Source organism: Aeribacillus sp. SP014 (genome assembly GCF_054055575.1).
Genome location: NZ_JBSRXI010000001.1, coordinates 2,107,209 through 2,122,084 on the forward strand (window position 1 = coordinate 2,107,209; position 14,876 = coordinate 2,122,084).

The 14,876-nt window shown below is 37.4% G+C and carries 14 protein-coding genes; 9 read left to right on the plus strand and 5 right to left on the minus strand.

Annotated elements, in window-relative coordinates; translation table 11 throughout:
• Positions 1 to 159 precede the first annotated feature (159 nt).
• Both ACVIJU_RS10245 and ACVIJU_RS10250 read left to right on the plus strand, forming a co-directional pair.
• Positions 160 to 1,347 carry a CaiB/BaiF CoA transferase family protein gene (locus ACVIJU_RS10245; protein WP_063388328.1) on the plus strand — a complete coding sequence of 396 codons (1,188 nt, stop codon included), beginning with the start codon at positions 160 to 162 and terminating at the stop codon, positions 1,345 to 1,347.
• Between the two features lie 20 nt (positions 1,348 to 1,367).
• Positions 1,368 to 2,585 carry an acyl-CoA dehydrogenase family protein gene (locus ACVIJU_RS10250; protein WP_063388313.1) on the plus strand — a complete coding sequence of 406 codons (1,218 nt, stop codon included), beginning with the start codon at positions 1,368 to 1,370 and terminating at the stop codon, positions 2,583 to 2,585.
• Between the two features lie 53 nt (positions 2,586 to 2,638).
• Here ACVIJU_RS10250 and ACVIJU_RS10255 read toward each other — a convergent pair whose 3' ends face one another.
• Positions 2,639 to 2,947, minus strand: coding sequence for a DUF3870 domain-containing protein (locus tag ACVIJU_RS10255; RefSeq protein ID WP_063388312.1), 309 nt, complete (start codon positions 2,945 to 2,947; stop codon positions 2,639 to 2,641).
• Positions 2,948 to 3,221: 274 nt separating this feature from the next.
• Positions 3,222 to 4,052, minus strand: coding sequence for an AraC family transcriptional regulator (locus tag ACVIJU_RS10260; protein ID WP_063388311.1), 831 nt, complete (start codon positions 4,050 to 4,052; stop codon positions 3,222 to 3,224).
• A gap of 180 nt (positions 4,053 to 4,232) precedes the next feature.
• On the opposite strand from ACVIJU_RS10260, the gene ACVIJU_RS10265 reads away from it, so the two are divergent.
• The 3 genes from ACVIJU_RS10265 to ACVIJU_RS10275 all read left to right on the plus strand — a co-directional run bounded on the left by ACVIJU_RS10265 (position 4,233) and on the right by ACVIJU_RS10275 (position 7,467).
• On the plus strand, positions 4,233 to 5,378 hold the full coding sequence (locus ACVIJU_RS10265; protein ID WP_327856756.1) for a Gfo/Idh/MocA family protein: 1,146 nt from the start codon (positions 4,233 to 4,235) through the stop codon (positions 5,376 to 5,378).
• The gene (locus tag ACVIJU_RS10270; protein ID WP_063388309.1) at positions 5,375 to 6,268 is read left to right on the plus strand and encodes a sugar phosphate isomerase/epimerase family protein; all 894 of its coding nucleotides are present in this window, start codon (positions 5,375 to 5,377) and stop codon (positions 6,266 to 6,268) included. Before ACVIJU_RS10265 ends, ACVIJU_RS10270 begins: the two co-directional genes overlap by 4 nt.
• 242 nt (positions 6,269 to 6,510) lie before the next feature.
• Entirely contained in the window at positions 6,511 to 7,467 is a 957-nt protein-coding gene (locus ACVIJU_RS10275) for a sugar ABC transporter substrate-binding protein (protein WP_456687548.1), read from the plus strand.
• A 1,058-nt stretch (positions 7,468 to 8,525) separates the two neighbouring features.
• Here ACVIJU_RS10275 and ACVIJU_RS10280 read toward each other — a convergent pair.
• Positions 8,526 to 9,672, minus strand: a protein-coding gene (locus ACVIJU_RS10280; protein WP_445684688.1) for an IS3 family transposase whose coding sequence is annotated in 2 segments (ribosomal slippage) — positions 8,526 to 9,402 and positions 9,401 to 9,672 — 1,149 coding nt in all. Because the reading frame shifts where the segments join, the coding sequence is not laid out codon by codon here.
• 174 nt (positions 9,673 to 9,846) lie between these two features.
• On the opposite strand from ACVIJU_RS10280, the gene ACVIJU_RS10285 reads away from it, so the two are divergent.
• From ACVIJU_RS10285 to ACVIJU_RS10300, 4 genes are all read left to right on the plus strand, one after another.
• On the plus strand, positions 9,847 to 10,005 hold the full coding sequence (locus ACVIJU_RS10285; RefSeq protein ID WP_165381934.1) for a hypothetical protein: 159 nt from the start codon (positions 9,847 to 9,849) through the stop codon (positions 10,003 to 10,005).
• 466 nt (positions 10,006 to 10,471) lie between these two features.
• Positions 10,472 to 10,594, plus strand: coding sequence for a hypothetical protein (locus ACVIJU_RS10290; RefSeq protein ID WP_311066121.1), 123 nt, complete (start codon positions 10,472 to 10,474; stop codon positions 10,592 to 10,594).
• Positions 10,595 to 11,025: 431 nt separating this feature from the next.
• Positions 11,026 to 12,171 (plus strand): IS3 family transposase, encoded by a 1,146-nt coding sequence (locus tag ACVIJU_RS10295; protein ID WP_153028083.1) that lies wholly within the window; start codon positions 11,026 to 11,028, stop codon positions 12,169 to 12,171.
• Positions 12,172 to 12,335: 164 nt separating this feature from the next.
• On the plus strand, positions 12,336 to 12,584 hold the full coding sequence (locus ACVIJU_RS10300) for a hypothetical protein (protein WP_456687549.1): 249 nt from the start codon (positions 12,336 to 12,338) through the stop codon (positions 12,582 to 12,584).
• A 535-nt stretch (positions 12,585 to 13,119) separates the two neighbouring features.
• Here ACVIJU_RS10300 and ACVIJU_RS10305 read toward each other — a convergent pair.
• Positions 13,120 to 13,920: an ABC transporter permease gene (locus ACVIJU_RS10305; protein ID WP_063387658.1), complete on the minus strand. Its 801-nt coding sequence runs from the start codon at positions 13,918 to 13,920 to the stop codon at positions 13,120 to 13,122.
• A complete protein-coding gene (locus tag ACVIJU_RS10310; RefSeq protein WP_063387700.1) occupies positions 13,917 to 14,546 on the minus strand; it encodes an ABC transporter ATP-binding protein in 630 nt (209 codons plus the stop codon). The genes ACVIJU_RS10305 and ACVIJU_RS10310 overlap by 4 nt, the downstream gene beginning before the upstream one ends.
• Positions 14,547 to 14,876: the final 330 nt, after the last annotated feature.

The window sequence follows — 14,876 nt, forward strand, 5'->3', positions numbered from 1 at the left end:
TATCTCTTCTTATCTTAATTTAACAGTTGACTGATAAGATTCCATTTCCAGCCTTAGCCGGCTGGTTCAAATGGTTCGTAAAGCCAGTCCATATCACTAAAGTGTGTTTGGGCTGGTTTTTTGTTTTTAAGAAAGCTTTTTCAATAGGAGGCGATGAACATCGGAGGCGCACTAGAGGGTGTAAAGGTATTAGATTTGACTAGGGTGCTTGCCGGCCCATATTGTACAATGATTTTGGCAGACCTCGGAGCAGATGTCATTAAGGTAGAAGCCCCGGGCGGCAGCGACGAAACGAGGTTCTGGGGACCGCCGTTTCAAAACGGTGTCAGTGCTTACTATTTATGTGCAAATCGCAATAAGCGAAGCATTACCGTGAATCTGAAATCGGAAGAGGGCAGGGAAATCATTCGAATTCTGGCAAAAGAAGCGGACGTGCTCATTCATAATTTTAAAACTGGATCGATGGAAAAATGGCAGCTCGACTACGACTCCTTACAAAAAATAAATTCACGGCTCGTCTATTGTTCCATCACGGGATTCGGGGAAACGGGCCCGTACCGGTATCTGCCGGGTTATGACTTTATTATTCAAGGGATGAGCGGCCTGATGAGTATAACCGGAAGCGAAGAGAGCGGTCCAATGAAAATCGGTGTTGCCATGGTGGATATTTTAACAGGATTATATTCGGTCATTTCCATTGAAGCGGCTTTGTTGGAAAGGGGAAGATCCGGCAAAGGGCAAAAAATTGATCTATCACTGATGGATACAGCGGTCAGCTCGCTTGCCAATGTCGCCAGCAATTATCTAATTTCCGGGAAGGTACCGCGTAGACTCGGGAATGACCATCCGAATATAGTCCCTTATTCGAAATTCAAAGCGTTAGATGGGGACATAATTATCGCCGTCGGGAATAACCGACAGTTTGCCACACTATGTGAAGTAATGGGGCTGAGCGAAATGGCAATGGATGCTCGCTTCTGTACGAATGTGGCAAGAATGGAAAATAAGCTGGAGCTGACGAGGATTTTAGAAGACCAGCTCCAGCTCAAAACGGTCAATGAGTGGATAAAACTGTTTTCAGAAAAAAATATTCCATGCGGTCCCATCCATACTATAGATCAAGTATTTGAACATCCACAAGTTTTGGCCCGTGATATGGTTGTCCAAGTCGAACACCCGGAAGCAGGAATGGTAAAACTCGTTGGTTCGCCTGTTAAACTATCAAGAACGAATACAAAGATAGAACGTCATCCGCCGATGGCCGGGGAGCATACATGGGAAATCCTGCAGGAAGCTGGATTTTCATTTGAGGAGATTACCTATTTTAAAGAGAATAATATTATTTAATCGCGGGAGGAGTTTTTAAGATGAATTTTGAATTTACAGAAGAACAACGGATGTTGAGAAAGATGGTCAGAAATTTTGTTGATAAGGAAATTATCCCGAATATGCGAGAGTGGGATGAACGGGGATATTTCGATCCAATCATTTGGAAGCGCTTAAAAGAATTAGGCTTGCTGGGTGTCTGCATCCCTGAAAAATACGGCGGCAGCGGAATGGATTATAATTCGCTAGCCATCGTTTGTGAAGAACTGGAAAGAGGCGACACAGCTTTCCGCACGGCGGTATCCGTTCATACCGGATTAAACAGTATGACGTTGTTACAGTGGGGGACCGAAGAACAAAAGCAAAAATATCTCGTTCCACAAGCAAAAGGTGAAAAAATCGGCGCCTTTGGCTTAACAGAACCGGGAGCTGGATCTGACGTGGCATCACTTGGAACAACGGCTGTTAAAGACGGTGACCACTACATTTTAAACGGCTCCAAAACATGGATATCTTTATGCGATGTTGCCGATCATTTTATCGTGTTTGCGTATACAGATAAATCGAAAAAGCATCATGGAATTTCCGCCTTTATCGTCGAACGCACTATGCCTGGATTTTCATCCAAGTCCATTAAAGGAAAGCTCGGAATCCGATCCGGAAATACAGGAGAATTGTTCTTTGATCAGGTCCGTGTACCAAAAGAAAATTTACTTGGCCAAGAAGGAGAAGGATTCAAAATTGCGATGTCTGCGCTGGATAATGGACGTTTTACCGTTGCTGCAGGGGCAGTAGGCCTGATTATGGCATGTTTGGAAGAAAGTGTAAAATATTGTCACGAGCGTAAAACATTTGGCAAAGAAATTGGTAAACACCAGCTTGTCCAGCAAATGATTGCCAACATGGAAGCGGGATTGCAAATGAGCCGTTTATTGGTGTACCGTGCTGGAGAACTCAAAAACAAAGGATTGCGCAATACGAGAGAAACATCTCTAGCCAAATGGCAGGCCTGTAATTTTGCCAATAAGGCCGCAGATGATGCGGTTCAAATTCACGGAGCCTACGGTTATTCCAATGAATATCCTGTTGAGCGCTTCCTAAGAAACTCCAAAGCTCCTGTTATTTACGAAGGAACAAGAGAAATCCACACCATTATGCAGGCAGAATATGTGCTTGGGTATCGGGAAGATAAGCCATTAAATAACATGCTGCCAGCCTGGCCCTTTGAATGTGATAAAGAGACAGTAACGGATAGTTAGGTACCAATCGATAGCAGGATCGGATTCCATTTTGCATCCGATCCCCTTATTGCTTATTGATTGATAGCTTCATACTGTTTATACAGATCTTTTAATGCGGCAATTAGGGCATTATTGGCCTTTCCTAAATAACCATTCTTTAACTCTTCCAACGGCTTTTCAATGCCGTTGCGCAAACTATGACCTTTCAAGAGCCTGGAAATATATTCTCTGCCGTGTTCGGTAGCAAGCGTACAGGAAGCATCCACAATCACACCATATAATTTATCAACCTCTGCTGTAATCGTTAAAGTTTCATAAACACTTCTGGCCGCCATCCCTGTCGGAAGTTTGGCGTGACCGGCAATAAAATAAGTATTCATCCATAATCTCTCCTAATCGTTTTATTTTTAGAATAATATGAAAATAACCAAATGATAAGACTATTGATAGATGAAATTTCCAATACATCTCCATATAAATAAAAAGAGAAGGACAATTTTTTGTTAATGATATAATACTTTAATCGGTTTGTGTGTATCGCATTGGCTTTTACCTTGATAATTCGTCTAGCTGAAAATTTTATCCAAGTCGTTTCCCTAAGAATAGCACCATCAATTCATTTGTTTGTACCAAAATTACTTAGTTGGGAAACCGTTAAAAATGTATTTCTCTAAATTTTTTAGGTGATAGATTAGTATGCTTTTTAAACATTGTTATAAAATGGGAAACGCTGTTAAACCCGCACGCAAATGCTATTTCTTGAATTGATAAGTTTGTGTTGTGTAAAAGCTTTTTTGCATTATTAATCCGATAGCCGATTAAGTATTGATAGGGTGAACAGTTCATGTGTTTTTTAAAGATTCTTGAAAAATGGAAAGGGCTTAATCCGGCGCAGTTAGCTAGATCGGTTAAATTTATTTGATCTTGATAGTGATTTTCAATGTATACTATGGCACTCCTAATCGATTTTATATGTAATTCATCTGCATGATTCAAAAGCTGCTTTAATTCATAAAGAATTTTATGAATCATGATGGATATAGCATCTTCATCTATTTTGTCGTTTTCAGCCATGTCCAATATACTAGTCATGCAATCATTAATCACAAAATTGTTATTAATTGAATAAACGCATCCGTTGTTACTAAAGAGAAGTTCAAAATAATCATCACTTGCATTTCCTGAAAAGTGAATCCAATCAAAAATCGTATCTTCTTCTGCCTGATATAGATGAGGTTTATGACAGTTCAGGAAGACAAATGTGTTTTCAGTAGCTATAAATTCTTTATCCTCATATTTAATCCTCATTTTTCCTTTCCTAACATGCATGAACAGATAACTGTTCCAATTATTTCGCTCAACGAGGTATTCATTGGTGCAATAGAAGGTACCTGAGTAAATTAAGTAGAAAAGCGCTTTCTTAGAAAAATTACTTGGCATATGAAAAAACATTTTCGACTTTGGTAATACCCCTTTTTCATTCATACTGACACTCCTTCCATTTAGTTCATGTAAAGAGATTGTTGAATAATAATTTTTTTATAGCTAATAAAGGAGCAAGAATATTATATTTTTTAACAATATTCAGTAATGACTTTGTATATTTAGTCTAATAAAATAAACTTACCATAGCAACAATCATAAAAAAGTAAAGGGGTTAGGACGATGGAAATTAGAATTGGACTAGTTGGAGCTGGCTGGATGGGAAAAACTCATATAAAAGCATTTATTAACGCTTTTATAAACTTTGGACCTAAATATGGGAAGCCTGTTTTCGAAACGGTGTCTGATGTTAGTGCAGAGGCAGCTAAAAATGTATGCAAGCAACTTGGCTTTTCTAAATGGACTACCGACTGGAAAGAAGTAGTTCAAGACGAAAGGGTTCACATTGTTGACATCGCAACGCCAAACGCTTTTCACTACGAAGTGGCTAAAGCTGCATTGGAAAACGGAAAGCATGTGTACTGTGAGAAACCACTGACACTTTCTGCTGAACAGTCAATAGAACTTGCTGAAATGGCCAAGCAAAAAGGTGTTGTCAATTATGTAGGCTACAATAATGTGATGAATCCAGCTAATGCATATATAAAAGATCTTGTTCAATCAGGGAAACTTGGTCAAATTATCGGATTTTTCGGAATATATTCTCAAGATAGTTTGCTTGACCCAAATCTTCCAATTACATGGCGGCATATTAATAAATATTCTGGTTCAGGGGCTCTTGGTGATCTTGGCTCCCATATTTTAAGCGTTTCACAGTTTATTTTAGGTAATATTGAAAGCGTTATCGCTTTACCTAAAACGGTGATTAAACAGAGACCTGTGTCACCTGGATCATTAGAACTTGCAGATGTTGAAAATGATGATTTGATCACAATACTTGCTAAATATGAAAATGGTGCCGTTGGCACGATTTTAGCAAGCCGTGTGGCTCCAGGAAGAAAAAATTATTTAACGTATGAAATTCAAGGAACGGAAGGAACGGTTTATTATTCATTAGAACGTATGAATGAAGTAAAAGTGTATTTTACTTCAGATAACAGTGCCGACAGAGGGTTCAGAACTGTATTTTTAGGTCCGGAGCATAAAGGATACAGCGCTTTTTATCCAGCAGCTGGAATTGCCATCGGTTATAACGATATGAAAGTATTGGAAGCACACGAGTTACTTTCAGCTGTTTCAAAAGGTACTCCATACATTTGTGATTTTGAATTTGGTGCTAAGATAGATCAAACGGTGAGTGCTATCTTGGAATCTGCCGCTAAACAAAATTGGATTAATGTAAGAAACAAAGGAGGCGTCACAATATGAACATAAAGATTGGTACGGCACCAGATTCATGGGGAGTATGGTTTCCTCAAAATGAAAAACAAATTCCTTGGGAACGTTGCTTGAACGAAATGGCGGAATCTGGATATGAAGGAATTGAGCTTGGGCCTTGGGGTTATCTTCCTAATGATTACGATCAATTAAAAGAAGAGCTTGATAAAAGGAACTTAAAACTCACTGCTACAACGCTTATCGGTGATCTTACTTCAAATAGTAAAACAATAGAAATGATTGCTCTTCTAGATGAAATGGCAGAGCTTCAATTAAGATTTCCAACCGCGAAATATGTGGTGTTAATTGATGACTGTTATACGGATCTTTTTACCGGCGAACTCATTCGACCTCAAGTATTAAAAAATGGTGAATGGGATAAGTTCATTCATAACATCAATCAAATCAAAAATCACGCAAAAGCCAAATATGGTCTTGAAGTTTTATTTCATCCACATGCAGAAACCCATGTTGAAACAGAAGAACAAATTGAAAGATTTTTAAATGATACGGACATCAATCTTTGTCTAGATACAGGTCATCATGCTTATGCAGGTGGTGATCCTGTTGATTTCATGCGCAAACATCACAACCGTATTCCTTATCTCCATATAAAAAATTGTGATTTAAAGGTAAGAGAAAAAATGCAAAAAGAAGGATGGTCATTTGCCAAAGCTGTTAGTGAAGGCATTATGTGTGAACCTGAACTGGGTGTTGTAGACATGCAGGCGTTTTTTAAAGTCTTGCATGACATTGATTTTAATGGTTGGGCCATTGTTGAACAGGATATGTATCCAGCACCATTTGAAAAGCCCTTTCCAATTGCCAAGAGAACAAGGGAGTATTTAGAAAAAATTTGTAAAACTGTTGATATTAGTTGAATTAATCGAATTTTTTAATAAAAGGCTTTGCTAAAGAAAAAGGTTGATTTTAAAAAAATCTTTGCTTCATCGTGAAAAATGGTCAAAAAAACGAAATGAAAATTGAGGAGATGTTCATTTTATTTTATTTAAATGAGCAAAAAATCAACGCTAGATTTTAACATAGCCTTAATAAAAAACTATCGTTTCAAAAATAATTGAAGGTGAACTTTTTTAGTAGTACTAGTTAAGGGGGAATATATATGAAAAAAATATCAGTATTTATAGTAGTTTTATGTTTTACTATTTTTACACTAATTGGTTGTAGTAATCCATCAAGTGAAGCGAATGTATCTGGAGAAGAGAAAGATTTAAAAATACAAGTGGTTTTAAAGACATTAAGTCATCCTTATTGGAAAAGTGTGGAGGCAGGAGCTAAAAAGGCTGGAGAAGATTTTGGGGTTAATGTAGAAGTGATCGGTCCACCATCAGAAGCTGATGTAATTGAACAGGTAAGCATGATAGAAAATGCTATTAGTCAAGGCGTTGATGCTCTTGTCGTCTCTCCGTCTCAACCAACAACTGTATCAAATATATTTGATTTAGCTAAATCAGCAAATATTCCTGTCCTTCTTATCGACACAGATGCAGATTGGAAGGATAAAGTCACCTTTATCGGAACGGACAATTATTCTGCAGGTAAAGAAGGAGGAAAATATCTTGCCTCCTTGTTAAAAAAAGGAGACAAAGTAGCATTAGTTGAAGGGGCAAAAGGTAATTTAGCAACTGATGAGCGAATTAAGGGAGCAAAAGAGGTTTTAGAAAAAGCAGGGATGAACATTGTAGCGCAACAACCAGCCGATAGTGATAAATTTAAAGCAGCAGGCGTCATTGATGCAGTTTTACAAAACCATCCTGACTTAGCTGGAGTGTTTGCAGCAAACGATGATATGGCTATTGGCGCTTTAAGTGCAACAAAACAAAAGAAAGTTAACATCCCAATTGTTGGAGTAAATGGGGGAGAGGAAGCAACTAAATTAATTAGTGAAGGGAAATTAGCTGCATCTGTTGCCCAAAGTCCATACGATATGGGATACATGGGAGTAGAAAATGCTGTCAAAGCTATTAAAGGAGAGAAAGTTGAAAAACGCATCCCTACACCAATAAAAGTTGTAACAAAGGAGAATGCGGAAGAACATTTGAAAGAAATTCAAAAATAATTAAAACTAAGTACATTTATTATGTTTAGACTAATTAGGTTGAATAGACAAGTGAAATAAGATTACTGTTGAGACGTACAAATTATGCTTGGCTATTGATGCTGGTAGTGAAGTAATCAAATGATAAATTATGATATTCCTTGGAACCTAACCGATTAGTGCATCAGGTGGAACGAATTCATCGAATTGGTCAAAAGAAGTGTTTATTTTTAAACTAGTTGCCCCTAGTACACGTAAAGAGAATGGTATTTATTCGGTTACTTAATAGAAGGAACATATGCGTAGTGATTAAAACAAGTGTCTGAATATGACTTTATCGGAGAAATTCTTGAAGAACATGCAGTAGATTTAGCTAATTTACATTTATAATTTACATTTAATAGAAGGGGCGATCAGTAGACGAGAAACTTTAAATGAAATTATTGCACGGACGGAAAAAACATTAATTATCAGAAGACCATTTTCGGCCATTATCTTGCTACAAAAAGCGAATCAACTATTGCAGTTCTTACTATCCGTTTTAGGAGTATCGATTCTGATCATAAAGTCGTTTTCGAATAGATTTTCTTTGACACAGTATTTACTGAACGATTTCAAGCAAGAAGTTCTCAGATAGGTAGTTGAGCTGTACTGAATAACCATTGATTTGATTGGGTATAAAAAATTATGATAATTCGTAGACACAAAAAATTATTCGGAACTTAGGCTATTAGGCTAACAAGTTCCGAATAATTGATTTTCTGTGATTTGGCACTTGAGGGAAGAAGCCCTCAAATTTTAAGTTTTTTTCTTGTTTAAGGTAAAGACTTATGTATTTTGCTTTCATCTGCCCCTGCTAGGAGTGTAATGCACCCCTTTGTCAAGACACAAATTGATAATATTTAAGTTATCCATTCTCTCCTTTCGCTATGAATGTGGTGCGTGTGCAAAAAAGGCTTGACATGGAGCCTCTACGGGCACGATTTTTTGCGCTGGAGCGATGGACAGATAACATCGCATGGCTAAAACAGCCTATCATGCCCGTCTCTCCATATAAAGCCTCTCATCACGTTCGATGGTTAGGATGCTTGAGCCATCTTAGGTTGCTTGTACACTGTTGCTGGCGTCAAATAGTCCAAGGATTGGTGAGGTCGGTCTGTATTATAGAACGTAACATAGCGTCGAATGCCTTTTCGCAACTCTTTAGGATTCTCGAATTCATTGAGATAGATACATTCATACTTTAAAGCTCTAAAGAATCGTTCCGTACGACTATTGTCTGTTGCTCGTCCTTTGCCATCCATTGATACCTGGATGCCATACTCTTTCAACAGCCCGAGATAGTCAGCGTTTGTAAAATGGCTGCCCTGGTCACTATTGATGATGGCCGGCTTACCATGACGCAATGCCCGCTTCAGACAGTCGATGACAAATCCTTTCTCCAGCGTACTAGATAACTCGTAATCGATCACTTTGCGGCTGAACCAGTCGATGATGGTAAACAGGTACATAAAGCCCCGTCCCATACGAAGGTAGGTGATATCCACTCCCCATACATGGTTCGGACGGGTGATCTCCAATCCACGGAGCAGGTAAGGCCGGCAGTACTTGGCATGTAGCCTCTTACTAAGGTTGGGTTTAGGGTAAATAGCTTGTATACCCATAAGGCGCATGAGACGGCGTACGCGTTTATGATTCACATCAAATCCTTTCTCACGAAGTTTCGCAGTCATGCGCCTGTAGCCAAAGTAGGGATGAGCTGTATAAAGCATATCCATTTCGTGCATGAGCATGATGTTTTCTGAGCTTTCTGTTTGCCCCTTTGATTGGCGATACACGCTAGTACGATGAATACCTAATAACTGTGCCTGACGCTTGATGCTGATCGATGGGTGATTGAATTCGACCATAGCCTTTCGTTCGTCAACAGACTTATTTGAGTCCAGATTTTTTTTTCAGCCAGTCAACTTCAACCGTTAACTGACCTACCAATTTCTCTAAATTTTCTTGTTTGGCCTCATATTCTTTACGGATTTTATCCACTTCGCTTGAGCCTTTTTCAAAGACCATCGAGGATCGTTCTAGAAATTCTGCTTTCCAACGACTGACCATGACTGGGCTTAATTCATATTTGGCGGCTATTTCATTGACGGTTTGCTCTTCACGCAACACCTCAAGAACCACCTTAGCTTTAAATTCTGCGGTATATCGGTTTCTTTTTTTCATGGTATCATTATAACTTATTTATCACGCTCATGTGTCTCACCTTATGGGAGCATTATAGAGAGTGGGATTATTATAAACTGAAGGCTTACCAAGAGAATATATTTAATGCTATACTTGAATCAAAAGGATATTCTTATTGTTACTTTATCAAAATGCTGTTAGAAGGTCTCTCAAATGAACAATTATAAAGAAAATGTAATATTAATCGCCTCCGCACCACATGGATATGGAAAAAAAGTTGTAACGAATCGTCTTAGTCAAATGAAACGTGATCACGCAAACTTACAAAATAAACTTTCCCAAATAAAAAGTTCATTTCGTCATTCAAAATAAACGCTCATGATGAAGGAGTAATATCCATTTCTTCGAATGTTTCAAATTTGCACGTTCTACATTTCAATATGTTCAAGATAGCAGTAGAAGCCCATCTATCACCAAAGTATTCAAGAAGAAGGTCAGAAGAACTTTATGAAAAGAATGTCCAAACGGATATCATAAAAGAGTTGTTTGGAAAAGCAATTGGAGGGGACATATCTGTATTCGAAAAGTTGGAGAAGTTAGATAAATTATCTAACCAGATGCAGAAAGGAATTTTCGTTAAGAACCTCAACCATCCTGCGAATAAAAGAAAAAAAGGTTAAGGCAACACTATTGCATTAATCAAATAGATTCTAACTTCATAAATTCACGACACAAATGAACCCCTCTGAAGAAATCCTCGAATTTGAAGGAGTAACCATTAAGGATACACACTATGAAAGCTTTGCAACATCAGTAAAAAGTAAGAATTTTCTTATACATGAAAAAGTACGTGGAAGCATTGCGCTTATATGAAGAACTGTATCAAAAAGAACCAGGAAATTTAAATTATCGTTATAAATTAGCTGTAAGTACTCCTCATGATTACGATGATTTAGAATAATAATTCATCTAATCGGATTTTCTAATAGGAAAACGCGGTGTTATAATTTGCGGGTTGAATATTAATGTATGAAATCTAAGAAAATCAAGTCGATCGGTTTGTTAAATTAACTGCTTTTTAACGATGTTCACTTTCTTAACCAGATAATTAAATAAATATTGTGAATACATCAACAATAATAACTTAAATTAATTTTTTTCAAGTTCAGATTCCTCTGAAATGCTTGTTGCATTGGTGATAGAGATTTATAGAAAAGTTATTGTAACTGCATTGGAGAATCATTTAAAAGCATGTGGATTTGAAGTAAACTTAACTAAATTCGTTTATATATGAGCGGTCGTAAAACCATTAAGGAATTTTACGACTGGATTTATTATAATGCTCCCATAAGGTGAGACACATGAGCGTGATAAATAAGTTATAATGATACCATGAAAAAAAGAAACCGATATACCGCAGAATTTAAAGCTAAGGTGGTTCTTGAGGTGTTGCGTGAAGAGCAAACCGTCAATGAAATAGCCGCCAAATATGAATTAAGCCCAGTCATGGTCAGTCGTTGGAAAGCAGAATTTCTAGAACGATCCTCGATGGTCTTTGAAAAAGGCTCAAGCGAAGTGGATAAAATCCGTAAAGAATATGAGGCCAAACAAGAAAATTTAGAGAAATTGGTAGGTCAGTTAACGGTTGAAGTTGACTGGCTGAAAAAAAATCTGGGCTCAAATAAGTCTGTTGACGAACGAAAGGCTATGGTCGAATTCAATCACCCATCGATCAGCATCAAGCGTCAGGCACAGTTATTAGGTATTCATCGTACTAGCGTGTATCGCCAATCAAAGGGGCAAACAGAAAGCTCAGAAAACATCATGCTCATGCACGAAATGGATATGCTTTATACAGCTCATCCCTACTTTGGCTACAGGCGCATGACTGCGAAACTTCGTGAGAAAGGATTTGATGTGAATCATAAACGCGTACGCCGTCTCATGCGCCTTATGGGTATACAAGCTATTTACCCTAAACCCAACCTTAGTAAGAGGCTACATGCCAAGTACTGCCGGCCTTACCTGCTCCGTGGATTGGAGATCACCCGTCCGAACCATGTATGGGGAGTGGATATCACCTACCTTCGTATGGGACGGGGCTTTATGTACCTGTTTACCATCATCGACTGGTTCAGCCGCAAAGTGATCGATTACGAGTTATCTAGTACGCTGGAGAAAGGATTTGTCATCGACTGTCTGAAGCGGGCATTGCGTCATGGTAAGCCGGCCATCATCAATAGTGACCAGGGCAGCCATTTTACAAACGCTGACTATCTCGGGCTGTTGAAAGAGTATGGCATCCAGGTATCAATGGATGGCAAAGGACGAGCAACAGACAATAGTCGTACGGAACGATTCTTTAGAGCTTTAAAGTATGAATGTATCTATCTCAATGAATTCGAGAATCCTAAAGAGTTGCGAAAAGGCATTCGACGCTATGTTACGTTCTATAATACAGACCGACCTCACCAATCCTTGGACTATTTGACGCCAGCAACAGTGTACAAGCAACCTAAGATGGCTCAAGCATCCTAACCATCGAACGTGATGAGAGGCTTTATATGGAGAGACGGGCATGATAGGCTGTTTTAGCCATGCGATGTTATCTGTCCATCGCTCCAGCGCAAAAAATCGTGCCCGTAGAGGCTCCATGTCAAGCCTTTATCGCACACGCACCACATTCATAGCGAAAGGAGAGAATGGATAACTTAAATATTATCAATTTGTGTCTTGACAAAGGGGTGCATTACATATCTCATGACAAAGGATTGTACTTAAAACGCAAATTTGAAGTGTTCCCGGATCAAAATTTGGATACAGAAACATTGCAAAACGCAAAATTAAAGACAAAACATGCTGTTGCAGAAAGTAAAAAGCTTTTATCGATGAATATCGAAAAAAAAATTATTGCATTCATCGAGCATGTGGAACTGCTTGAATTACATTAGGAACGTATTATACATGGTTGTTAAAACATGACAAATCATTTAGCGAAGAATTTTATAAAATTAACGAAAGGGCAGTTAAGTAGTCAATAGCTGCTTTATATTTTTCGAATTTTAGTTTACATAATATATATTATAGGAAGTTATAAATGGATCTTGTTTCACTAAAGAGATTACTTGTTGTGATGAGACAAAATAAAAAAATGAAACAAATTGTATTTTAATTGCATTTAATGAATTTCTTTTTAAATTGTAAATTTACATTGCGATTTGATTAATTGATCTTTAAAAATTGATCTTAAAAATTCGTTATGATTTGCTGCGTGTTTAAATTCATTCCATGATTAATTTTGGATTATGATTTATTTATTTTTATTAACGCTTCATTTTTGTTTGTTCTATATCCTGAAGTCTGTTCATTCATCTCCTTATCAGTTTACATAATATATTTATGTTTTAAAAAAAACTCCACTCATACCCTCATCCTCATGATTTGAGCGACAAAATCAATGAATTATTGCCGCTCTTTGCCGTTCCTTTACTTCTCTTTTCCATTTTGTGGTATAAATTGGAAGCGATCATTAAAAAATGTTTTGTAGCCGAATTGCAGTGATAAAAAAGATGAAATCCCTACACTTCCGGCAATGCCGATCAAAATCACAATTTGATATTCGATTGCAACTAAAGGGCTTGTACCTGCGAGGATTTGACCTGTCATCATTCCCGGCAAAAACACTATCCCCATACCGACCATGTTATTGATAGTCGGCAAAATAGCTGAATCAAATGCAGAGTTTACGATTGGTTTTGTTGCTGCATCGGGTTTAGCACCTAACATGAGCGCCCCTTCAATCAGATTCTTTTGGGTAGCAAAATTTTCGATCATTTCTTTCATGCCTAGCGTTATACCGATCATTGAATTTCCAATAAACATTCCGGCAATCGGGATAAAGTATTGAGGTTCATACCAAGGCTTAAAATGAATGACGATTAGATTAAAATACAACAGGCTGACGAGAGAGCCGATAACCATTGACAGCACAATGACCAGCTTCAATTTTTTCGATAAAGGCTTATGAAGCTGTTTAAATATATTATAAACGGCAAACGATTCCATGAAACAAAGCACCAATAAGACAATCCAAGGTGAAGGATTTTTAAAAATATACATCAATATGTATCCGACTAGCACAAGTTGAATCGTCATCCTGGCAGTTGAAAGGACAATTAATTTTTCACGTTTAATTTCTCGTTTTTTTACAAGCAATATTAAAATAAGAACAAATAAATATGCTGCCGAGAGCCTCCAAAATTCGATGTTGATAACTTCTTGCTTCATTGATTATCACCTGTTGGTTTATTTATCGTAATAACTTTATCTGCATATGTTTTTGGTATTGTATCTGAGTGTGTTACCATAATAACCGTTTTTTCTTTTTCCTTTGAATAACGAATGAATGCATCCATGATTTTCTCTTCAGTTCCTTTATCTAGCGCAGAGGTTGGCTCGTCTAATAAAAAAACTTCTGGATCCATTAGAAAAATTCTGGCTAGTGCAAGTCTTTGTTTTTCTCCGCCGGACAATTGTTCCACGTCATCCTCTAATTTTTTTTGCAAGCACACAAATTTTAGTGCTTCTTTCAACTTTTCATCGTCAAGAGGCTCTTTTTCAGATAAAATTCTGCCGAAATTCAAATTCTCTCGAATATTTCCTTCAAACATTACTGGCTGCTGTGAAAGCATCACAACTTCCCGTCTTAAAGCGATTGGATTCCATTCAAACAATGACCGGCCTTTATAAACAATTTCTCCTTGATCTGGCGACAGCATGTGATTGAGCATTTTTAAAAGTGTTGTCTTTCCTCCCCCGCTTTGGCCAATGATGCACGTTACTTGTTTTTCTTCAATTTTCAACTCGTCAATGTATAGAATATCTTTGTATCGTAAATTTTTGATGTGAAACATGTAAAACAGCCCTTTCTTCATAAAAAGCGAAATCCCCTGTTTTGATTATGAATAAAGTTGCAAATGATTCAAACCATTATACTTATTAAACACTTCTCTCTTTATAAAAAGCTTGGCACTCTTATTTATTTTATTTCGTGCAGCAAACCACTGAAAATTTTTTATTTCATTTAATGTCGGAACAAAGGAATGGAAAAAAGATAAAAAATTTGAATTTTATACCTCTTGTTTTAAATAAAAAAAGCTTTTTGAATGAAATTTTAACGTATTTGGAGCATTTTGTAAAATTTTTTGCGAAGCGGAAAATCAATGTTATTGAAAGGAAAACGC